Consider the following 20,002-nt stretch of genomic DNA (forward strand, 5'->3'; position numbering starts at 1 on the left):
TGGCAGTTGAAACGATTTATTTATGTGGCGATTGCAGCGAGTATGTTGGTAATCGGCTGTTCGCCCGGGGCAAGCGAGCCTGTCGCATCGAAAGACACACCGCCAGCAGGGAAGCAAGAGCAACAGCCGAATCCGGCCCCTCAAGATGAAGGGACAAAACCGGAGCAGGGATCAGAAGAAGCAAAAGAAGGAAATGAAACAACAACAGATGACGCACCGAATGGCTCCAAAATCATTATCGACGGCAACTTTTTGAAGCAGCTCGCCAGTAACGAAATCAACGGTTTCGACATAGCGATCGGGATGACCAAGCAAGAGGTCATCGAGCTTTACGGGCGTGTAATCAAAGAGGATTATTACGATGGCGGACGTTATCAAGCTTTTGAAAATCTTTCCGGCGGCATTGTTTATTTTGATGGGAAAAACCGCGTCTATGCGATCGATCTGGCCGGGGAACACTTGAATCAGACTAACCTCAATGTGATTCGCCAGCAGCTGGGAACGCCTGTTGCTCAAGGGCAAAGCATGGTAGACGAAAAATTTGACCTGTACTATGAAGCGGGGGAAAACTCCGTATTTATCAGTGCGAAGGACGAACACTCGCCTGTAGAGAAAATCAGGATCATCAACAAAAAAATGCTCGATGAGTCTCCACAGGATTAGGATAGCAAAAAAAAGCAAAGCCAGCAGGAAGCAGTTCTTCCGCTGGCTTTTTCATTATTCTACAGATCGTTTTCCAAACAGAATGTGATCGAGCCCAAACTTCGAGCTGCCGCTAATGCTAAGCGCAATCAAAATCGCAAAGAGAGCCAGCTCCAGCTCATAGCCAGCGCCACTTTCTCCGCCCATGAAGCCGGCCGCCAGCTTGGCTTTGGCAATGGCACCGATCATGACAACAGCCAAGGCGGCAGAGAAGATACGTGTGCCAAGTCCCGCAATCAGGGCAATCCCGCCGACAACTTCAAGGAACGCGACCAGGTAAGCGATAAAGGCAGGCAGACCGAGGCTGCCAAAGAATCCGGCGACATTGTCCAAGCCCATTTGGAACTTGGCAATCCCGTGGATAGCAAAAGTAAGACCTACCACAATTCGTAAAATCAAAGCGCTCCACTCAAAACGATTTTCCATGTATAATGACCTCCGATTTAGTTTATATCAGTAACGTAGTTACTTTTCGTTAGTAAGTATACATTAATTATTATTTATGTCAATACGATCTGGAAAATTTACAAACGTTGGAAAGTGCAGATTATTAGGTACAAAGTAATCATTCATTTTGATGGAATGCAGAAAGAGCGGTATACTGAAAGGAGAATGAGGTGATACCAATGAAACAGTCTTCCCTCTGTCCTAAGTTTGAAAAAGGGATGCAGCTGCTGGGGAAACGGTGGACAGGGCTAATCTTATACCAGCTGCTTTCTGGACCACAGCGCTTCTGTGCGTTGGAAGGGGCCTTGCCCGTAAGCGGAAGGCTACTTTCTGAACGGCTGAAGGACTTGGAGAAGGAAGGTCTTGTACATCGGCAAGTGTTTACGGACTCAGCTCCGGTGCGGGTAGAATATTCGTTGACGGAGATGGGGAAGGCTCTGGAGCCAGTGATCAAAGGGATCGAATCGTGGGCCCAGAGCTGGATCGAGCTTGATGCCGCAGATATGGCAGATCACAGCGTAGAGTAGAGCAGAATATACACAGTTGCAAAGCAAGACCTTGTCCAAGCTGTTGACGGGGTTCAGGTTGCACTTACCGAGATACATGCAAAAAACCCCTGAATCCAGGGGTTTTCTTCTTATGTGCGTCTAGTTGTCTTCTTGTGTCTCACTTTGTCTTGACTTCCACTTTATAAATTCGATGTGCCGTTTGATCTCAACAAGCTCCTCTTCCGTTAGCCCGTCAATATCCAGAAAAGGGACGGGCGTCTCCCGAACGGATGCTTGCCGCCAGAATGGCGTCGGGTTATCTGTTCTTCCATGAAGGTAATCGGTCGAGACATCAAACAGGTCAGCGACTTTGGAAATCAAGTGAAAATCTACGCCTTTCTTTTCGCCCGATTCAATTCGCGACAAAACTGTGTTATGGATGCCGAGCTTTTCAGCCAATTGAATTTGTGACCATTGCCTTTGCTCGCGCAGCCACTTTATGCGTTGACCGACTATGGACATCGTGAAACCACCTTTTTGTTTTTGGCAATTTCATTCTAACAATTTTCCATAACGGAAAAAACAATATTGCTAAAATGACAAATAATGTGTTGACTTTGCTGAAATTGAAACGATATCATGTAACTATAAATATTTGCCATTTCTGCAAAGAAGGAGGGAAGCTGGATATGGAGCGTCTGAACCTCCCCTTTATCGCAAAACGACGAAGTGAGTGTAAGCTTACGCTACAAGAAATGGCGGAATCACTTGGTTTTCGCAATGCTTCCACGTATTTGAAATACGAAAAAGGCGAATACGACTTCAAGGCGAACCATCTGCCTATTTTGGCAAAGAAACTCAAGTGTGGCTTGCACGAGTTGTTCATGATTATCTTTTTGTTGTTTTAGCAAAGATACATTAGATAAGGGGTGGGTAGATTGGAAGCGTGGGAGGCGAACAAGAGGCAGCTGGAAGTATGGAAAAAAACGCTGGAGTACGAAATAGAGATGATGGCACCTTACAGCAAGTCGGCGTGCACAGCGTTTATGGATCGGTTGGTACGATTTGAGTTGGAGCTGGAGCAACAAGCGATGTTCCCCCCAGAGAAAGTGCTCGTTAGCTCCAATGTCCCACATTATTAAAAAAGATGTGCCTCTTGTGTCGGGTTCATAAGGCAGGACTTATCAGACTTCATCATTCATACGAGGAGGCTTCATGCCCATAATAAAAAGCCCGGTACGGCAGATGCCAGCCCCGGGCCTATTTTATTGGTTCGACGTTACAGTTTCTTGATTTCGTCCTTCAACAGCTCGGACTGTGTTCCGAATACGACTTGCACGCTGCCTTGACCCAGCTTCATTACGCCTGCTGCGCCAATATCTCTCAGCCCTTTTTCATTGACGATTTTGTCGTCCTTCAGCACGAGACGCAGGCGGGTAATGCACGCGTCAACACTGATGACGTTTTCTTTTCCGCCGATCAGAGCGAGTACCCTTTGCGCCTTGTCTTGCGTCGAATTGCTGCTGGCAGTTGTAGTTTCAACGGCGTCATCGTCTTCTCGTCCCGGCGTTTTGATGTTGAACTTGACGATCAGGATGCGGAACAGGAAGTAGTAGACGACGGCGAACGCCAAGCCGATCGGGATGATCGACCAAGCATTGGTGGAAAGCGGGAAGTTCAACCCGTAGTCAATCAGACCAGCGGAGAAGCCAAATCCGTGCTTGATTCCCATTGCCGTTACGATATACCCGGAAACCCCGGTCAAAATCGCGTGAAGCACGTACAGCGCTGGAGCAGCGAACATAAATGCAAATTCAAGCGGCTCGGTAATCCCTGTCAGGAACGAAGCGAGCGCGGTACCGATGAAGACAGAAGCGATTGCTTGGCGCTTTTCCGGCTTGGCAGAATGAATGATGGCAAGCGCGGCTGCTGGCAATGCGAACATCATGATCGGGAAGAAGCCTGTCATGAACATGCCGGCAGATTTGTCTCCGGCGAAGAAGCGATGCAAGTCGCCATGTACGACTTTGCCAGTTGCATCGGTAAAATCACCGATTTGGAACCAGGCAATGGCGTTGAGTACGTGGTGCAGACCGAATGGAATAAGCAAACGGTTAAAGAAGCCGAACAGACCTGCTCCAAGAGCGCCAAGGCTTACAATCCAGTTACCCATACTGTTGAGCGCGTCCTGAATCGGCCCCCAGATGATCCCGAAAACAAGACCGATGACGACCATGCTAAGCGAAGTGACAATTGGTACAAAGCGTTTGCCGCCAAAGAATCCGAGCCATTCCGGCAGCTTGATGTTATGGTAGCGGTTGTAACAATAGGAAGCGACTCCGCCCGCCAAAATACCGCCAATGACACCCATGTTCAGCTTGACGTCGTCTGCGATGAACGGCATGGCTGCAGGGACTTTGGAAAGTACGGTGGTCAACACCATGTAGGCGATCACAGCAGCCAGGGCGGCTACGGCATCCCCAGCGAGTCCGATCGCAACACCGACAGCGAAGATCAGCGGCAAGTTGTCAAAAATCGCAGATCCGCCTGCAAACAAAAATGGCGCGATATACTGGTTCAAAAATCCACCAACCGATTCTCCGAGATGAAACTCGGTCACGTAGTTGATGGCGCCGAAGCGGAGCAAAAGCGCCGCAGCAGGCAGTGTGGCGACTGGAAGCATGAGTGCTTTCCCAATCCGTTGCAAAAAGGCGAGCATAGGAAAAACCTCCTTAGAATGAGATGTCTATCAAAAAGCTGCTCTCCGGATGAATGCAAGAGATGAGGGCACGAGAATTGGCCGGAGAGAAGCTGTTCTGATCAAGAAAATGAATTTGAAATCGCTTTCAAATAGGCAGGGACAAAACCGTTTATTCGGTTTTGTCTTGCAAAAGCGCCACAACCTCTTCCACAGTCGCAAGAGCAAGAACTTGCTCCGCCAGCTGCTGCGCTTTTTCCATACTGGTGTTGCGAATGCGCTCTTTGACCTTCGGCATAACCGAAGCGGCACCACTGAACTCGTCGAGGCCCATGCCAAGCAACAGCTCGGTAGCGAGCGGGTCGCCAGCCATCTCTCCACATAGCCCCGTCCAGATTCCTGCCCGGTGGGAAGCGGCGATGACGTTGGAGATAAGCCGCAGTACCGCAGGGTGGTAGTAGCTGTAGAGATCGGCAACGTTCGCGTTCATTCTGTCGACCGCAAGCGTGTATTGCACGAGATCGTTGGTGCCAATGCTGAAGAAATCGACTTCTTTGGCAAAAGCGTCAGCTTGCAGGCAGGCACCGGGAATTTCCATCATCATGCCGACTGAGATTTGCTCGTTAAAAGCGACGCCTTTTTCCCGCAGCTCGGCTTTTGCCTGTTCAAGCAAACGTTTGGCTTCCCGCAGTTGCCCCAGGTGGGAAATCATCGGGAACATGATCAGCAGCCGTCCAAAAGCACTGGCGCGCAATAGCGCTCGTAGTTGAACCAGGAACAGTTCCGGGCGGGCCAAGGAAATGCGCATCGCTCTGAAACCGAGAAACGGATTGTCTTCCTGGGGAAGCTCAAGCGCTGGCAAATGCTTGTCGCCGCCAACATCGAGAGTACGAATAATGACCGGCTTGTCGCCAAAGGCTACAGCAACTTGCTTGTAGGCGGCAAACTGCTCTTCCTCGTCGGGCAAAGTGCTGCGATCCATGAACAAAAACTCGGAGCGGAACAGGCCGATGCCTTCTACGCCAGATGCGGCAAGCGCGTCTGCTTCTTCGGGAACCGCCATGTTGGCCATCAAGTGAACGCGGTGTCCGTCAGTCGTTTCCGCAGGCAAATCCTTCAATGCCGCGTAGGCAGCGCGTTCAGCTGCTTCCTTGGCGGCCTTTTCCTCGTAGCGCGCCAACGTTTCCGTGTCGGGCGAAACAATCAGGTCGCCTGTGGCACCATCGAGGATCAGCAAGCTTCCGGCAGAGACTTTTTCCATCAACTGTTCTCCGGCTCCCATGACCGCCGGAATCCCCAAAGAACGAGCCAGGATAGCCGCGTGCGAGGTCGCGCCCCCTTTTACCGTGACGATGCCTCGTACAGATGCGAGCGGGAGTTGAAGCGTCTCCGAAGGGGTGACATCCCACGCCGCCAAAATAAACGGTTCCTCCGGGAAAACTGCCTCCTCGTCTGTGCCTGAGAGGTTGCGGATCAAGCGGCGGCTTACATCGCGGATATCGTCTGCCCGTTCTTTCATATAGGCGTCATCCATGCTTTCGAACAGGCCGACGAACTGGTCAGATACTTGCTGCACAGCAGCGGTGGCAGCCAACTGTTTGTTTTCGATCAGCGAGGACATTTCCCCGACAAAAGCCGGGTCTTCCAGAAAAGCCATATGCGCGGAAAGAATCGCTGCTTTTTCTGCGCCTAATTGCTCTTCTGTTTGTTCTCTCAGCTTTTCCAGCTGCTCGCGTGCTTGCTCGACGCTTCTGGCGAGCAGCTCCATCTCTTTGCTCGTGTCTGCTGGCGCAGTTTGCGCGGGAGCGGACGGGGCAGCGTGTGCCAAAATGACGACTGGGGCGATCGAGATGCCGGAAGAAACCGGGATTCCTTTTAACATGTTTGCTTCACCTTCTTTCGCTGCGAATTAGCTCTGAAAAGATTGCTCAAACAATTGCTGAATGGAAGCTGCCACCGTTTCCTCGTCAGCGCCGTCCACGGATACGAGCAGCTTGTCGCCCTGGGTTGCGCCCAAGGTCATGATCCCCAAAATGCTGCGGCCATCCACCTGTTTCTCCCCTTTGTTCAGGGTGATTTTTGACTGGGTTTGCGCCGAGCGATTGACCAAAAGAGCGGCGGGACGAGCGTGAAGCCCGCCCTCGACCGTGACTGTTACTTCAAACTGAATCATGTGTACCTCCCCCAAACAGATGCTTCTTTGTCCAATCCGGTTATTTCAGGACGACTGTCATCAGCGGCTGCTGACCAGCTGCGACATTTCCTTGCGCCACGACGTTCTTTTCCGCAACGACATCGCCGTTAGTAATGACAATCGGGGTAACGATCGGGCATCCGGACTCTTGCAATACGGCGATATCAAATTGAATCAGCTTGTCGCCCGCTTTTACCTGGTCGCCGACAGAGACGAAGGGGGTAAAGCCTTTGCCCTGCAATTTCACGGTATCGATCCCGATGTGCATAAGCAGCTCCAGACCGCTGTCGGTCGACAAGCCAATCGCATGATGGGTAGGGAAGAGATGGGTGACTTTTGCGTCAACCGGAGCGTACAAGACGCCCTCAGTAGGCAAAATCGCAGCGCCGTCGCCTACGACTTTCCCGGCAAATACGGGATCGGGTACTTCTGACAAAGGGACAACACTTCCGGTCAAAGGAGCCAGGAAGGTGATTTCTTGTTGTTGTTTTTTACGGGAAAACAGATTGCGTAGCATAAGTTCCTCCTTTTGCGTCTGAACGAAAATAGGCATGAGACGGTCTGAGCATACGACGACATACTTACTATGTCCGTATGATCTCACCGCTCATGCCTAGTCGAGCTAGTAACACGCAGGATTATCATCGATTTTGAGTTGTTGATTCAAGGCTGTTGCTGCAACAACCGATAAACATGCAAGGCCATGTAGCCGACTTCGTCTTCCGGGACTATGACTTCCAGCCGGTTCGAGATATAGGCAGCCAACTCGGACGCTAGTTCGTACGCTTCCGGAATCGTGGTTTGGACCCGGTCCAGCAAGGGGTTGTGAATGGTCTTTTGCTGGCGAATGCGCTCTACAGCAAAACGCAGATGAGTAATGAGACGGACGTAATCGACCGTGCTTCGCTCGATGGTTCTGTCTGTCCGCTGCTCGATCATGCTGACCAGTTCGCTGATCACATTCGTGAACTGAACGGCCTTTTTCACTGGCAGGTAGCTGATCGCCGAATGAATGTGCAAGGCGAGAAAACCGATTTCGCTATCTGGAATATCCAGGTCGAATGCCTTCTTGAGCATGTCCGCAGCCCGTTTTGCCAGCGTGTACTCTTTGGTGTAGAGCGTCTGGATTTCAAACAGGAACGGGTTCACGATCTCCATGCCATTCCGCAGGCGGTAAATGGCGAACTGGATGTGGTCGGGCAGGGCGACGTGGACGTGTTCGTTAAGTTGCGGGGTAATTTCACTGGCGATAAGCGCGATAATCTCTTCGGCTATTCCTACCACGGCAGGATCGACCTGACTGAGTATCGTTTGGTACTGTTTCTGATGGTTTTCATTTTCCAGCCTGAAGCGCTTCTCCACACGCGGGTCATGGGCGGGGATGGTGTTCCCAGGCTTTGCGCCAAATCCGATTCCTTTTCCGAACAGCACAATTTCCAGCTTGGTGCCGGGTTCTTCCACAAGTACGACATTATGGTTCAACACACGCGTAATCGCATATGTTTTTTCCTGTTCACGGGACAAGCCATTCCACCACCTTTAAACAAAAAAGAGCCGAAAAAACCTTTTTAACAATTAAAAAGATCTTCTCGGCTCATGCCTGCATTACCAGTAACACGCCTTGTGAAAACGCTTCAATTAATGCTTATAATAGCTCAGCTTCACAAGCGTTGTCAATCACCCTGTTTGCATCGGAAAGTTATGGTTGAGTATAGAAGAGAGTATATGTATTTTCGCTGATTCTGGCAGCAGGATTTCCCCCTGCTTGTCCAGAAGTACGTGAACCGCCTATGGAAAAGAACTCAAACAAAGCGGGCGGATGCGTCCGAAGCAGTCCGCCTGCACGCTTTGTTCAAGGAAGAATCAAGATCTTCACTACTTGGTAAACTTGTCGGCAATCGTGGAAGCACAGAAAGAATTTGGCTTGATTTCCGCCCGGAAGTGATTGGTTTCAGCCAAACTCAGCAACGCCTGGATAAACTTGCGGGTAGGCCCGTTGGCACCGATGTCAAAGTGCAGACGTATCGGAGTATCGAGTTGATGATCGCGCAAATATTGGCGGACTTCAGTTGCCAAGCCTACCGCGTACATGGCTTCCTGGAAAATGCGCTGCTGCAAGGATGAATAACGGCGTTCCTGAAACTTGTGATAAAAGAAGGTCCCACCGTGTCCGGGTCGAATAACCGTGATGACCAGGGCGAAAAAGGTTCCGCGACTTTTCAGCTGGGAATCGGCACCCACAATAATCTCGAATGGACCTGCCATCGACGAGATGGTTTGTTCAATGTGGGAAAATACGTCTTCTTTTGCCAGCTGTCCTCTCGTCGGACTGTGAAAACGATCAAACAACGTGCTTGCAGAGGTTAAGCCCACTCGCATCCCTCCAGATAGAGGCTATCTGTGAATTACAAACATCTTCCGTACATCATTAATGTATGTAATCTGGCAGAGAGTATGTGAACAGGTATGGACAAAAACTTCGCGAATCAACATTTTGATTGGCACGCGTCTGTTTTTATGCGGCGAATGTCTGGTGAATGGAATCGCGCTTGTGGCGTTTTGCCTGCGAGCAAGCTGAGAATTGACCGGGAAAAAGAAAGCGGCTATTATGTGTGACTGCAATCGGAAAACATCTATAAAGGAGTTTTTACAATCGTGATGGAATCAGGTAAACACGAAGAATATATGAGAGCGGCGATGGAAGAAGCACAAAAAGCAGCGGCGATCGGAGAAGTGCCAATCGGGGCAGTCATCGTCCGCAACGGGGAAATCGTCGGCCGCGGCTACAATTTGCGGGAAACGCAAAAAGACCCGACTTTGCACGCGGAAATGATCGCGATCCGCGAGGCGAGCGAGCGACTGGGCGGCTGGCGGCTGATCGGCTGCACACTGTACGTCACGCTGGAGCCTTGCCCCATGTGTGCGGGTGCCATCGTGCAGAGCCGCATCGAGCAGGTCGTGTACGGCGCAGGCGATCCCAAGGCAGGATGTGCCGGGACATTGATGAACTTGCTTGCTGAGCCGCGCTTCAATCATCAGGTTCCGGTGGTGGAAGGAGTCCTGGCAGACGAGTGCGCCCAGATGCTCAAAGATTTTTTCCGCGGCTTGCGCAAAAAAAGACAGTCAGATCAAAAGTGATCCAACTGTCTTTCGGGCATCGCCCGGTACTGTTTCTTACGTAACATGCCGGGCAGACGTATTATTTGTTTACATTTTGCAGCAGGTTCAGTTCTTCTTCGGTCAGCTCGCGGTATTCGCCGGGAGCGAGTGCCGGGTCGAGATGGAGCGGGCCCATGCGAATGCGTTGCAGATAGGCGACATGCAGACCGAAGGCGGCAAACATCCGTTTGACCTGATGAAATTTTCCTTCCATAATGGTGACGCGAATCTCGGAGACTTCACCGGACGAGAGAATTTCCAGCTTGGCAGGCAAGGTAGTGAAATCCTCCAGTTCAACGCCTTTGGCAAATTCCCGGACGTGTTGCTCGGTAACGACGCCATCAATGCGGGCAAAATACTCCTTGTCCACTTTTTTCTTCGGGGAGAGCAGACTGTGGGAGAGCTGTCCGTCATTGGTCAAAAGCAAAAGGCCCTCTGTGTCGATGTCCAGTCTGCCTACCGGGTGAACCTTGACCGCCCACTCGTAGGGAAGCAGGTCGACTACAGTTTGATGCACGTTATCTTCAGTAGCGGAAACTACCCCAGGGGGTTTGTTCAGCAGGACGTACACCCAGCGCTTGAAATTGATCGGCTCTCCGTCCACGGTAATTTCCTGTTCTTCGGCTACGACGTGCATGCCAGGATCGGTTGCGACTACGCCGTCCACAACAACCAGCCCTTGCTTCACCAGCGCTTTCACTTCCTTGCGCGTGCCAAACGCCATATTCGCCAGCACCTTGTCCAAACGTTCTCGTTTCATGTATGTTCCTCACTTTTCCTCTGGTCAAAAAAACCTGACTCGTGTTGTTAATAGTTTGGCCTAATGCGGCGAGCAAATCAAGGGGAAGCGTACAAGTTGAGTCTTGCACTTTTCGCGCAGATTTGCTATAGTTAATAATGTTTCTGACAAACCATTCATGGAGAGATACCCAAGTGGTCATAAGGGGACGCACTCGAAATGCGTTAGGCGTCGTGAGGCGTGCGTGGGTTCGAATCCCACTCTCTCCGCTTACAAGTGGCTCAACGGATAATTCCGTTGGGTCATTTTTTGTTGTCAAAAAAGGCAGTGGAGAACAGGGATAATTGCGCAAAGCCTTGACTATATTGAGAAAAGAAGGTTGCAGTTGTGTTGCAGTTTTTCTTGTAGTTTACTTGCAGTTTGATTAGAATAGGGGGTGAGTGAGGTGACGTATATGGCTATAAGTGAAGCAGAAAGAAAAACATTTGAACGTGTTATTGCAGAGGTAGGCAGCGATCCGGAAAAAGCTGAAGCTACTCTCAAAGTGCTGTTTAATGTCATAAAAAAAACGACACCAATATCGGTTGAGCTCCAGAGCCAGGTAAAGAAAATTCTCGACCAATATCCGAATCAGACAATTCATGCTGAAATACAAAAAGATTTGCAAAAGCTTGGGGCAATATTGATGCATGTTGCTCAAGAAGAAGAATTTGGGAGAACGTATTCAACAGGCCAGTTGGCGAAAATTTTCGGAGTCAGCATTACGACAATAAATAACTGGATTTACGCAGGGCGTTTTATCGGCGTAGAACGCTCTCAGAGAAACAAGCAAGCTCGCATATCTGAAAACACATTGTGGGTCTCACCTTCAGAAGAAAGAATACCTGTACGGGAATTTGCAGAGATTTATGAGCAAAAAGAACAAATAGAAAAGACGTTGACATCCATCCAAGATGGAAATTTGCATCGCATCCGTTTTATCGTAGAGACGATAGATTTTTATGAAAAACGTTACGGAAAGCCGTATCACGAAGTAGTTGTCGAAAAAGGAAATCCAGATGATTCCGAGGATTGGATTTGGGCGAGGGAAGGGAAAGAATGGAAGTCTCTGCTTAAAGAGATTGGGGATTTATGATCGGCAACCCTGCTACAAATTTGGAGGTGCTAAAAAAGACTTTCGGTCATGCGATACAATTCATACGGAATACCGACAGTACAGGCATGCCAAGTTCGATATACGCCCAACGAGCAACCATTGTCTTCTCTGACAGCTCCAAATTATATGTAACGGAAAAGCTGAATAAACAACAGTGCATCGAAGAATATTGGTACGATTGGATTGCCGCGGACGATAAAACAGTATTGGGTAAGTATCATGGCGAGCCACACGAAGATGAGTCGTATCAGACAGCAACGGAACCGTATCATGTCCACCCGCCAGAGTATGCCAAATTGACCAATCAAACACGTTTCCCCAATTATTATTACAACGATTTGTTCTCCATCGTTGAGGGAATTTTTTTATTTTATTTATTGCCCAATCGATCTCAAATCTAATGCTTTTTAAAGGACAGAAAGACAGTGAGTTCAACACTGTCTTTTTTGCATCATCATCTCCTGCAAAAATAAGGCCCGCACCATTCCTTTTCATGAGTCCTCACATACGTCCACGTAAACTGCTTGTCGACGACATACACATCGCACTCCTCTGCCAAATCCTCTACAGATAGCTGCGACGGGCTTTCCATGATCCACACCTTGTTGGAAAGCTGATAGAACACATAACAAGACTCGCCGGACACCTGGCGAAAAGCTTGATCCGCTTCTTCCCGCTGAAGACAGTCCCGCATCCGATAGCTGAACAAGTGCCACAGATAGCCTTGGAAGCCGCCACGACGGTTCAGGTTAATCCTTTGCTTTTCTTCCTCAGACAAATGCGAGGCAAAATGATTCTCCCATTCTTTGCGCAAATAAGGCCCCCATATTTCCAATTCCGTTGCTTTTAGCTTCTTTTCCTTAATGCAGTCCGTCAGTTTCATCGTGTGCCTCCGTGGAAGTAACTGAAACATTTTTGCCGTTCTAAAAAGGGGACGACTAGACCACCTGCTTTGTCACACAAAGAGATTCACGTATAGCCAGCCGGTATCCGCCGCATGCCAACCGCCAAACAACCTGGAAAGCAAAGCATCGACGAAGAAGAAGAAGTTCAATTGCCTGTTGACAAAGAGAAGCTCGCTACATACTATAATACCTATAGGGGTATATGTATAAAACAAAAAACACCGACCATCCCATTGCAATACATCGCAAATCTTTTAGGAGGGAACACAACATGTCTGCGACACAACCGAGCTTTTCCGTTGATAAAATGTTGGACTGCAAAGGCTTGGCTTGCCCGATGCCTGTCGTTCGCACCAAAAAGGCGATGGAGCAACTCGCTCCCGGCCAGGTTCTGGAGGTGCAAGCGACTGACAAAGGCTCGCTGGCTGACATGAAAGGCTGGGCAAACAGCACAGGGCATCAGTATTTGGGCACCGTTCAGGAGGGAGAAGTCTTGAAGCATTTCCTTAGAAAAGCAAGCCAGCAGGAGACGAAGGCCGAGACGAAATATCCGCATACGATCACGAACGAAGAACTTCAAGCGAAGCTGCAATCCGGCGAGCCGTTTACGCTTATCGATGTGCGGGAGCCTGCCGAATATGCCTTCGAGCGTATTTCTGTGGCCAAATCGATACCTATGGGGGTATTGGAGCAGCGATTGGCTGAGTTGCCGACCGATCAGGACATTTTTGTCATCTGCCGTTCCGGCAACCGCAGCGATCTCGCTTGCCGGCTGCTTGCCGACAAAGGCTTTTCGCGAGTAAAAAACGTCGTGCCGGGCATGGCCCGCTGGGTTGGCCCGGTAGAAAAACAGTGAGGAGGAGATAAGCAATGAGCAACCAACAAGGAAAGGTACAAAAAATGTCGGCGCATGATTTGACTGAATTGCTGTTTGCCCAGGAGGAGCTGTTTATTCTTGATGTGCGCAACCAGGAGGATTACCAAGACTGGCGCATCGAAGGCCATCGGGTAGACTCCATCAATGTGCCGTACTTCGAGCTGATCGATGGAGTCGAGGCTGTCGTCGGGAAGCTTCCTGCCAGCCAAAAAATACTGGTCGTTTGCGCCAAGGAAGGCTCCTCGCTTTTTGTAGCGGAGCAACTGGCGGATGCCGGACTTCATGACGTGTACTACCTCGAAGGCGGGATGAAGCAGTGGAGCGAGCATCTCGCGCCTGTCAAAGTGGGGGATTTGCGCGACGGCGGGGAAATTTATCAATTCGTCCGGATAGGCAAAGGCTGCTTGTCCTACATGATCGTCTCCGGTCAGGAAGCAGCTGTCGTTGACTCGGTACGCATGACAGACGTGTACGAAGCTTTTGCCAAAGAGCGTGGCTTGTCCATCAAACATACGATCGACACCCATTTGCATGCCGACCATATTTCCGGTGGCAGAAAGCTCGCCGAAAGCACAGGAGCTACTTACTGGCTGCCGGAAAAGGACGCGGAAGAAGTCGTTTTTGCCTACGAAAAGCTGGAGGAAGGAAAAAGCATTCAAGTCGGCAGCACGAGCATCTCCATTTTGCCGCTCTATTCCCCGGGACATACGATCGGGAGTACGTCGTTGATTGTAGATGACACCTACTTTTTGACAGGCGACATTTTGTTTGTGGCATCGATCGGGCGGCCGGATTTGGCTGGCAAAGCGCAAGATTGGGTGGGAGACCTGCGTGACACCCTGTATAATCGTTATCAGGAGCTGTCAAAAGATCTCCTGGTACTGCCCGCGCATTTTGGCAGCTATGTGGAGCTGGGAACAAACGGCGTTGTCTCAGCACGTTTGGGCGATCTGTACCGCAACAATCCAGGGTTGAACATCGCCGATGAAGGCGACTTCAGACGCACGGTTACCGAGGAGCTGCCGCCGCAGCCAAACGCCTATCAGGAAATTCGTCAAGTAAACATGGGCAGATTGAAGCCTGATGAAGAAGAACAGCGCGAGATGGAAACGGGACCGAACCGTTGCGCGGTTCACGATAAATAAAATCAACAAGGGGGAAAACGACATGGCAGATGTTGTTGTGGATACAAAAGGTCTTGCTTGCCCGATGCCGATTGTCAAAGCGAAGAAAGCGCTGGATACGTTGCAGCCAGGACAGACCATGGAAGTGCTCTCTACCGATAAAGGGTCGCTCCATGATTTTACGGCATGGGTGAAGCAGTCGAAAAACGAACTGGTGTCTCATGAGTTGGAGAACGGCGTATACAAGTTCCTGGTGAAAAAGCTGTAAGAAAAAGACTAAGCGGGCACGATGCAGAAGTGTTCGCTTAGTCCTTATTTTCATATACAATGCGAACGCCGAGGTCGGGGTAGGTTTCTTCGCGAAAATGGCCGTTCGGGCAAATCTTTTCACAAAGCAAGTGGCTTCGCACAGAACGCAGAGGTTCTTTGCAGACAGGGCAGCGATGTTGAAAAATGGCTTTTAAATAACGAACCATTTAAATCACCTTAATCATAGTTATTTACTTGGTTTTTATTGTACCTGAAAAATGCGCATTTGAAAAGTGGCTACGGCATTCTTGTGCGATTTGGGCGGAGAATGCGGGGAGGGCATATGGACGTCTTGCTGTATTTACTCATGATTTCTCTAGGATTTGTCGGTTCCTTTTTCTCCGGGATGCTGGGGATTGGCGGAGCGATTATCAATTATCCATTGCTGCTGTTTGTTCCGGCAGGCCTTGGATTGGCTCATTTCTCCGCTCAGGAGGTGTCGTCGATCTCGATGTTCCAGGTCTTTTTTGCTTCGCTGTCAGGGGTAATCGCTTTTCGCAAGCGAAATGGCAAAGGGTCGCCCCTGGTGCATAAAGGACTGGTCAGAGATATGGGAATCGGCATCCTGGCAGGAAGTTTGTTGGGTGGCCTGGCTTCCAAATACATGTCTGGTGACAGCATCAACCTCGTTTACGGTATATTGGCTGTCGTAGCGGTCATTTTGATGCTGAAGAAAAACAAAGGGACTCAGGAGCAGGCAGCAGAGATCGTCTACAATCGGTTCGTCGCCATCCCGATCGCTTTTGTGGTAGGTGTTGTCTCCGGAATTGTCGGAGCGGGGGGTGCCTTCATCCTGATCCCGATCATGCTGACGATCCTCAAGATTCCTACGCGCGTCACGATTGCCTCGTCACTCGCTATCGTATTCATTTCCGCCATCGGTGGTGTCGCAGGCAAATTGTACGCGGGACATATTCCGTTGGTTCCGGTCCTGTTTACGGTCATTGGCAGTGTCCTGGGTGCGCCTTTGGGCAGTGTGGTCAGCGCCAAGATCGATGTCAAATATTTGCGGTACGGTCTGATTGTGCTGATCTGCGCTACGGCGATCAAAGTGTGGAGCGATATTTTGTAAGTGAGAAAAGAAGCATGGAGAGTCGAGAGCGGCTTCTTTTCGCTCATTTTTATACCTATAGGAGTAACAGTATTTAACGGGAGGGCTTAACGATGGAAAACCAGAAAGAGAAAACGACGATTGTTCTTTTCAGCGGCGATTTGGATAAAGCGATCGCGGCTTTTATCATAGCGAACGGGGCTGCTGCCTACGATCACGACGTCACGATCTTTTTTACCTTTTGGGGCTTGAACACGATGCGCAAGGACGAGATCGTCAAAGTCAAAAAAGGCTGGCTGGAGAAAATGTTTGGCTGGATGATGCCGAGAGGGGCGCAGAAGCTGGGGTTGTCCAAAATGAATATGCTGGGGATGGGCCCGGAAATGATCAAGCATGTCATGAAAAAGCACAATGCCCTGACGCTGCCCCAACTGATCGAGCTGGCGCAGGAGCAAGGAGTCAAGCTGGTTGCTTGCACGATGACGATGGATTTGCTGGGCTTGCAGCAGGAAGAATTGCTGGACGGAATGGAGTACGCGGGCGTGGCAGCCTACTTGGGCGATGCGACACAGGCGAAGGTGAACCTCTTTATTTAAGAGGTGAAAAGCAGACAGGCTTGCTTGACAAAGCCTGTCTTTTGCATAATATACCTGTATACGTATCCGCGATCCTAAAAACGGGAGGACTTCACATGGATTACAACTACGGTGACGATATTAAAAGACGTTTGCGAAAAATTGAAGGACAAATCCGTGGCGTGTTGAGAATGATGGACGAGCAAAAAAGCTGCAAAGAAGTAGTCGCCCAGCTATCTGCTGTCCGCAACGCGTCTGACAAGGCAATCGCGCAGATCGTAGCGGAGAATTTGCAGCGCTGTCTGTTGGAGGAGCAGGCACTCGGAGGCGACACAAGCAAGATGGTAAAAGAAGCGGTAGAGCTGTTGGTGAAAAGTCGCTAATTCACTAGGAAGGATGTTCAAATGGACTTCACGACGATTTTGCTTATTATTGTGTATGCATTGACAACTTGGTATTTGATTTCCCGCTTCATGCCTGTAAAAGGGCTGGAAAACCTGCGAGCCGAGCAATTCAAGGAGCGGGTGAATCAAAAAAGCAGAGTGATGCTGATTGACGTGCGCGAGCCACACGAGTTCAAGAAGGGTCACATTCCTACAGCCGTCAACATCCCTCTGTCCCAGTTGAACAGCCGGGTGAAGGAAGTTTCCCCGAAAAACGATATTTTGTTGTACTGCCGCAGCGGGATGCGCAGCAAGCAAGCGGCGAAAATCCTGAAAAAACACGGCTTTACGCAAATGGCGCACCTTCAGGGTGGACTGGTCACCTGGCAAGGACCGACCAAACAAAAGTAACGAAAAAAGAAACGAGCATCTGCGAAAGCGGGTGCTTTTTCATTTGCACAAAAAATACATGCTTGACAGATGACTTGGTTGTAACTAAAATGATTACAACAAGACGAGCAAGCCCAGGCCATTATTTTTTTGCAACCGATGTAACTTGTTTAGTTACAACTAAAGTGGCGGCCTATCATTCATAACCCGAGTTTTGGTGACTCAATCTAAATACATGGAGGGAATAGAACAATGAAAATCGCAATCGTAGGCGCAAGCGGCAAAGCAGGAAAATGGATCATGAAGGAAGCGTTGGATCGCGGCCATCAGGTGACAGCGGTTGTTCGTGACGCATCCAAAATCGACGAACCGAAAGCAGCTGTTCTGGAAAAAGACGTGTTCGCTCTGACAGCAGCCGATTTGAAAGACTTTGATGCAGTAGTCAATGCATTTGGCGCTCCTGCCGGAAAAGAACACCTGCACGTCGAGGCTGGCAACGTATTGATCGAAGCGATGAAGGGAGCACCTTCGACTCGTCTGCTTGTGGTAGGGGGAGCAGGGAGCTTGTTCGTAGACGAAGCGAAGACGACTCGTGTCATGGAAACTCCTGATTTTCCGGGAATCTACCTGGCAACAGCGCAAAACCAGGGAGAAAACTTGCGCATTTTGCAAGAAACGACGGGGATTCAATGGACCTTTATCAGTCCATCCGCTTTCTTTGATCCAGAAGGAGCCAGAACAGGCACTTATCAGCTTGGCAAAGATCATTTGCTCGTCAATGCAAGCGGACAAAGCTATGTCAGCTACGCGGACTACGCCATTGCCGTTCTTGATGAAATCGAAAATCCGCAACACCTCAACCAACGATTCACCGTTGGGTCCAACTAACAAAATAGAGTCAGGCATGCAGAAAAGACCAGCCATCCCGGATCGGGCGCGCTGGTCTTTTTTTGTGTGCGAAACGGCTGTCTCGCTGTCCTTATCTGACAATAGAGCCGATAATTGGGTAATGGAACGGTCGTCCTTGCAAGGAGTAGATGATCCCTTTGATCGGGTAGTAAAGCGCCATCAGGCCAAATACGATCAGGAACGGGATTCCGATCAGCACGAAAACGAAAAACCAGGAGATGCTGATGAGAATACTCATAAACAGATGGAACAGCAAGGCTTGGAGAGCCATATTTTTCGCCTCACGATCTTGCATCAGCAGCCAGACTACGATTGGCACTAAAAACGGTGCGAAGAATGCACTGGCGTGGGTAATTGCTTTTACACCTCTATAATCCATAGAATAGTCCTCCTCGTCGTGTATGACGAATGATGTTGTTGAAGCTATTGTAACGCACAAGCAGAGCTGTTCGTAACCATCAAAAGCGTGATCTCTTGCTCCGACTATAGACGGAGGTGTTTTGATTTCCAATCGTTTACTGTTATAGTATTAAGAAAATCTTTCGTTTTTGGAAAGATAATTCTAAATGTTTTTTGGATATGATGAATGATAAGCATACAACGAAGGGAGCGTTTGAAACATGATGATCGATTGTCATCATCCGGTTAGCATCAAGGATCGGTTGATGTTCTTCTACAACTTTTTACAGTCACCTGGGCAAGTAGGCAGCATCACACCTAGCTCCCGAGCGTTGGCAAAGCAAATGATGAATCCGATTGATTGGAGTCAGGCCAATACGATTGTGGAGCTGGGCGCGGGCACAGGTATTTTTACGACCTGGATTGAGCAGATGAAGCGACCGGAGGCCACACTGGTTTCCTTTGAAAAAGAGAGCAAGATGCGCCAAAGGCTGGAGACGCTTTTCCCTAACGCCCTTTTCCATGAGGATGCCGTCGATTTGACGCGTGTACTCGCCGATGCCGGCTTGGGCAAAGCGGACTGTATCGTGTCGGGGTTGCCTTTTGCCAACTTCCCGCAGGAGCTGCGCGATCAAATCATGGCAGAGGTTTACGCTGCGCTGAAGCCGGGCGGGGTATTTGTCGCCTTTCAATACTCTCTCCAAATGAAGAAGCAGCTGTCCACCGTCTTTGAAAACGTGACAGTAAAGCTGGTGCCTCTCAACCTTCCGCCGGCATTTGTGTATGTATGCCGCAAAGAGCGCGGGTAGCCTGCCCGTATAGGAGGATAACGTGATGATCGTGGATATGCTGACTGAATCAGTTGGTCAGTTTGGGTATTTTGCTCTTTTTTTCATGCTCTGGCTAGGAATTGTCGGTATGCCGATTCCTGACGAAGTGATTGTCCTGTCTGCGGGAGTATTGACCTCGCTCGGGATTTTGCATGTTTTTCCGGCTTTTGTCGCGACTTATCTGGGGGTTGTTTCCGGGCTGTCGCTAGGATATGTGCTGGGGAGATGGCTCGGTGCTCCGGCATTGAACTGGATTGGCAAGAAAAAAGGAATGAACAAGTACGTGGACCGGGCGCAGGCGCTGCTCGACCGTTATGGCAGCTACGCCTTGTGCATCAGCTACTTTTTGCCGGTCGTCCGACATGTGGTTCCGTATTTGGTCGGCATTGGCAAGATGACGTTTCGCCGCTACGCGCTGTTTTCCTACACGACCGGGCTTGTCTGGACACTGGTTCTGTTTTTTGCCGGGAATTTGATGGGCAACAATGTGGAGAATCTCAATGCATTTGTCGGGATGTTCAACCAGACGATGGTCGTCACCGCAGTGGGACTGGTCATACTGGCTGCCATCAGCTATTACGGGTATACGCTTTGGAAAAGGCAAAAGAGCGAGGCTTCAAGCGCGCGCTCGCTGACGGTCGAACGCGAAGGGAACGAATGAGAAAAC

Annotated in this window: 27 protein-coding genes and 1 tRNA gene; 17 read left to right on the plus strand and 11 right to left on the minus strand. The window is 49.8% G+C overall.

From position 1 onward, the window contains the following. Positions 1 to 6 precede the first annotated feature (6 nt). On the plus strand, positions 7 to 663 hold the full coding sequence (locus tag NST23_RS00340) for a hypothetical protein (protein ID WP_173597999.1): 657 nt from the start codon (positions 7 to 9) through the stop codon (positions 661 to 663). Positions 664 to 717: 54 nt separating this feature from the next. Here NST23_RS00340 and NST23_RS00345 read toward each other — a convergent pair whose 3' ends face one another. Continuing rightward, positions 718 to 1,128, minus strand: coding sequence for a DoxX family protein (locus tag NST23_RS00345; RefSeq protein WP_122966069.1), 411 nt, complete (start codon positions 1,126 to 1,128; stop codon positions 718 to 720). 200 nt (positions 1,129 to 1,328) lie between these two features. Here NST23_RS00345 and NST23_RS00350 point away from each other — a divergent pair, with 200 nt between their 5' ends. After that, complete coding sequence (locus NST23_RS00350) at positions 1,329 to 1,676, plus strand: winged helix-turn-helix transcriptional regulator (RefSeq protein ID WP_122966068.1); 348 nt, start codon at positions 1,329 to 1,331, stop codon at positions 1,674 to 1,676. Between the two features lie 120 nt (positions 1,677 to 1,796). Here the strand turns inward: NST23_RS00350 and NST23_RS00355 are convergent, their stop codons facing one another. After that, positions 1,797 to 2,159, minus strand: a complete 363-nt coding sequence (locus tag NST23_RS00355) for a helix-turn-helix domain-containing protein (protein WP_122966067.1) — start codon at positions 2,157 to 2,159, stop codon at positions 1,797 to 1,799. A 167-nt stretch (positions 2,160 to 2,326) separates the two neighbouring features. On the opposite strand from NST23_RS00355, the gene NST23_RS00360 reads away from it, so the two are divergent. Beyond that, positions 2,327 to 2,545, plus strand: a complete 219-nt coding sequence (locus NST23_RS00360) for a helix-turn-helix domain-containing protein (protein WP_122966066.1) — start codon at positions 2,327 to 2,329, stop codon at positions 2,543 to 2,545. Between the two features lie 371 nt (positions 2,546 to 2,916). Here NST23_RS00360 and nagE read toward each other — a convergent pair whose 3' ends face one another. The 6 genes from nagE to NST23_RS00390 form a co-directional block, all read right to left on the minus strand. Continuing rightward, positions 2,917 to 4,356, minus strand: a complete 1,440-nt coding sequence (gene nagE / locus NST23_RS00365; RefSeq protein ID WP_173598000.1) for an N-acetylglucosamine-specific PTS transporter subunit IIBC — start codon at positions 4,354 to 4,356, stop codon at positions 2,917 to 2,919. A gap of 151 nt (positions 4,357 to 4,507) precedes the next feature. Next, the gene (gene ptsP, locus NST23_RS00370; protein WP_340962950.1) at positions 4,508 to 6,217 is read right to left on the minus strand and encodes a phosphoenolpyruvate--protein phosphotransferase; all 1,710 of its coding nucleotides are present in this window, start codon (positions 6,215 to 6,217) and stop codon (positions 4,508 to 4,510) included. 27 nt (positions 6,218 to 6,244) lie between these two features. Then, positions 6,245 to 6,508 (minus strand): HPr family phosphocarrier protein, encoded by a 264-nt coding sequence (locus NST23_RS00375; RefSeq protein WP_063230279.1) that lies wholly within the window; start codon positions 6,506 to 6,508, stop codon positions 6,245 to 6,247. 40 nt (positions 6,509 to 6,548) lie between these two features. Then, positions 6,549 to 7,046 (minus strand): PTS sugar transporter subunit IIA, encoded by a 498-nt coding sequence (locus tag NST23_RS00380; RefSeq protein ID WP_063230280.1) that lies wholly within the window; start codon positions 7,044 to 7,046, stop codon positions 6,549 to 6,551. Between the two features lie 146 nt (positions 7,047 to 7,192). Beyond that, positions 7,193 to 8,053 (minus strand): glucose PTS transporter transcription antiterminator GlcT, encoded by an 861-nt coding sequence (gene glcT / locus NST23_RS00385; protein WP_340962952.1) that lies wholly within the window; start codon positions 8,051 to 8,053, stop codon positions 7,193 to 7,195. 351 nt (positions 8,054 to 8,404) lie between these two features. Then, positions 8,405 to 8,902, minus strand: coding sequence for a ribonuclease H-like YkuK family protein (locus NST23_RS00390; protein ID WP_063230282.1), 498 nt, complete (start codon positions 8,900 to 8,902; stop codon positions 8,405 to 8,407). Between the two features lie 285 nt (positions 8,903 to 9,187). Between NST23_RS00390 and tadA the strand changes: the two genes are divergently transcribed. After that, positions 9,188 to 9,667, plus strand: coding sequence for a tRNA adenosine(34) deaminase TadA (tadA, locus tag NST23_RS00395; protein WP_217023333.1), 480 nt, complete (start codon positions 9,188 to 9,190; stop codon positions 9,665 to 9,667). Between the two features lie 61 nt (positions 9,668 to 9,728). Here the strand turns inward: tadA and NST23_RS00400 are convergent, their stop codons facing one another. Further along, a complete protein-coding gene (locus NST23_RS00400) occupies positions 9,729 to 10,448 on the minus strand; it encodes a pseudouridine synthase (RefSeq protein ID WP_063230283.1) in 720 nt (239 codons plus the stop codon). A 159-nt stretch (positions 10,449 to 10,607) separates the two neighbouring features. Here NST23_RS00400 and NST23_RS00405 point away from each other — a divergent pair. The 3 genes from NST23_RS00405 to NST23_RS00415 all read left to right on the plus strand — a co-directional run bounded on the left by NST23_RS00405 (position 10,608) and on the right by NST23_RS00415 (position 11,984). Beyond that, positions 10,608 to 10,696: transfer RNA gene (locus NST23_RS00405), tRNA-Ser, on the plus strand. 176 nt (positions 10,697 to 10,872) lie between these two features. Continuing rightward, positions 10,873 to 11,562 carry a hypothetical protein gene (locus NST23_RS00410; RefSeq protein WP_340962954.1) on the plus strand — a complete coding sequence of 230 codons (690 nt, stop codon included), beginning with the start codon at positions 10,873 to 10,875 and terminating at the stop codon, positions 11,560 to 11,562. Then, positions 11,559 to 11,984 carry a toxin-antitoxin system TumE family protein gene (locus NST23_RS00415; protein ID WP_173597994.1) on the plus strand — a complete coding sequence of 142 codons (426 nt, stop codon included), beginning with the start codon at positions 11,559 to 11,561 and terminating at the stop codon, positions 11,982 to 11,984. Before NST23_RS00410 ends, NST23_RS00415 begins: the two co-directional genes overlap by 4 nt. 53 nt (positions 11,985 to 12,037) lie before the next feature. Here the strand turns inward: NST23_RS00415 and NST23_RS00420 are convergent, their stop codons facing one another. Beyond that, the gene (locus NST23_RS00420) at positions 12,038 to 12,466 is read right to left on the minus strand and encodes a DUF4275 family protein (protein WP_173598004.1); all 429 of its coding nucleotides are present in this window, start codon (positions 12,464 to 12,466) and stop codon (positions 12,038 to 12,040) included. A gap of 293 nt (positions 12,467 to 12,759) precedes the next feature. Between NST23_RS00420 and NST23_RS00425 the strand changes: the two genes are divergently transcribed. From NST23_RS00425 to NST23_RS00460, 8 genes are all read left to right on the plus strand, one after another. Next, complete coding sequence (locus tag NST23_RS00425; protein WP_217023302.1) at positions 12,760 to 13,344, plus strand: sulfurtransferase TusA family protein; 585 nt, start codon at positions 12,760 to 12,762, stop codon at positions 13,342 to 13,344. 14 nt (positions 13,345 to 13,358) lie between these two features. Then, positions 13,359 to 14,510 (plus strand): MBL fold metallo-hydrolase, encoded by a 1,152-nt coding sequence (locus NST23_RS00430; protein ID WP_340962957.1) that lies wholly within the window; start codon positions 13,359 to 13,361, stop codon positions 14,508 to 14,510. A 22-nt stretch (positions 14,511 to 14,532) separates the two neighbouring features. Continuing rightward, positions 14,533 to 14,757, plus strand: coding sequence for a sulfurtransferase TusA family protein (locus tag NST23_RS00435; RefSeq protein ID WP_122966055.1), 225 nt, complete (start codon positions 14,533 to 14,535; stop codon positions 14,755 to 14,757). Positions 14,758 to 15,081: 324 nt separating this feature from the next. Continuing rightward, positions 15,082 to 15,870 (plus strand): sulfite exporter TauE/SafE family protein, encoded by a 789-nt coding sequence (locus tag NST23_RS00440; RefSeq protein WP_122966054.1) that lies wholly within the window; start codon positions 15,082 to 15,084, stop codon positions 15,868 to 15,870. Between the two features lie 92 nt (positions 15,871 to 15,962). After that, positions 15,963 to 16,445, plus strand: a complete 483-nt coding sequence (locus NST23_RS00445) for a DsrE/DsrF/DrsH-like family protein (RefSeq protein ID WP_122966053.1) — start codon at positions 15,963 to 15,965, stop codon at positions 16,443 to 16,445. Between the two features lie 95 nt (positions 16,446 to 16,540). Next, positions 16,541 to 16,807 (plus strand): metal-sensitive transcriptional regulator, encoded by a 267-nt coding sequence (locus tag NST23_RS00450; protein ID WP_063230289.1) that lies wholly within the window; start codon positions 16,541 to 16,543, stop codon positions 16,805 to 16,807. 21 nt (positions 16,808 to 16,828) lie between these two features. Further along, positions 16,829 to 17,218: a rhodanese-like domain-containing protein gene (locus NST23_RS00455; RefSeq protein WP_063230290.1), complete on the plus strand. Its 390-nt coding sequence runs from the start codon at positions 16,829 to 16,831 to the stop codon at positions 17,216 to 17,218. Between the two features lie 231 nt (positions 17,219 to 17,449). Then, complete coding sequence (locus NST23_RS00460) at positions 17,450 to 18,085, plus strand: NAD(P)-dependent oxidoreductase (RefSeq protein ID WP_122966052.1); 636 nt, start codon at positions 17,450 to 17,452, stop codon at positions 18,083 to 18,085. A 91-nt stretch (positions 18,086 to 18,176) separates the two neighbouring features. Here NST23_RS00460 and NST23_RS00465 read toward each other — a convergent pair whose 3' ends face one another. Next, complete coding sequence (locus tag NST23_RS00465) at positions 18,177 to 18,485, minus strand: DUF4870 domain-containing protein (protein WP_122966051.1); 309 nt, start codon at positions 18,483 to 18,485, stop codon at positions 18,177 to 18,179. 241 nt (positions 18,486 to 18,726) lie between these two features. On the opposite strand from NST23_RS00465, the gene NST23_RS00470 reads away from it, so the two are divergent. After that, positions 18,727 to 19,314 carry a class I SAM-dependent methyltransferase gene (locus NST23_RS00470; RefSeq protein ID WP_122966050.1) on the plus strand — a complete coding sequence of 196 codons (588 nt, stop codon included), beginning with the start codon at positions 18,727 to 18,729 and terminating at the stop codon, positions 19,312 to 19,314. A gap of 25 nt (positions 19,315 to 19,339) precedes the next feature. After that, positions 19,340 to 19,996, plus strand: a complete 657-nt coding sequence (locus NST23_RS00475; protein ID WP_122966049.1) for a DedA family protein — start codon at positions 19,340 to 19,342, stop codon at positions 19,994 to 19,996. The last annotated feature ends 6 nt before the right edge of the window (positions 19,997 to 20,002 follow it).

It is taken from the genome of Brevibacillus sp. FSL K6-0770, assembly GCF_038000275.1.
GTDB lineage: Bacteria > Bacillota > Bacilli > Brevibacillales > Brevibacillaceae > Brevibacillus > Brevibacillus parabrevis.